This window comes from Streptomyces sp. JJ38 (assembly GCF_019303475.1).
In the GTDB taxonomy this organism is placed as follows: Bacteria; Actinomycetota; Actinomycetes; order Streptomycetales; family Streptomycetaceae; genus Streptomyces.
Genome location: NZ_JABLSI010000098.1, coordinates 1 through 543 on the forward strand (window position 1 = coordinate 1; position 543 = coordinate 543).

Annotated in this window: 1 protein-coding gene and 1 pseudogene; both read right to left on the bottom strand. The window is 68.9% G+C overall.

The genetic code is table 11. From position 1 onward, the window contains the following. Nucleotides 1-381 (bottom strand): ketoacyl-synthetase C-terminal extension domain-containing protein (locus HPT28_RS27535; RefSeq protein WP_306824673.1); only part of this gene is annotated, 381 nt, incomplete at its 3' end. Nucleotides 382-405: 24 nt separating this feature from the next. Continuing rightward, nucleotides 406-522, bottom strand: a pseudogene (locus HPT28_RS27540) (hypothetical protein); the annotation flags it as partial. Between the last annotated feature and the right edge of the window lie 21 nt (nucleotides 523-543).

Sequence of the window (543 nt, forward strand, 5' to 3'; positions counted from 1 at the left end):
GACGGCGGCGCGTTCGGTGAACCGGGCCCGAGCACGCAACGAGCGACCGACCGCAGAGGGGGTCTTGGACGGGTGCTGGGCGAGGTGTGTGTGCAGCCTTCGGGCCTGGTCCCGGACGGCGCCTCGGGTGTGACCGCTGAGCGGCCAGTACACGGGCCTCGGCTCTTCCTCGGGAGGCTCTGTGGTGGTGTCGCCTTGTTCGAGGATGACGTGGGCGTTGGTGCCGCTGATGCCGAAGGAGGAGACGGCGGCGCGGCGGGGGCGGCCGGTGTCGGGCCATGGCCGTGGTTCGGTGAGGAGTTGGATGGTGCCGTCGGTCCAGTCGATGTGGGGGGTGGGTTGGTCGATGTGGAGGGTTTGGGGGAGTTGGCCGTGGCGCATGGCTTGGATCATTTTGATGAGGCCCGCGGCGCCTGCGGCGGCTTGGGTGTGGCCGATGTTGGATTTGATGGAGCCGAGGTAGAGGGGTTGGTCAGGGGTGCGGTGTTGGCCGTAGGTGGCTTGGAGGGCTTGGGCTTCGATGGGGTCGCCGAGGGTGGTGCC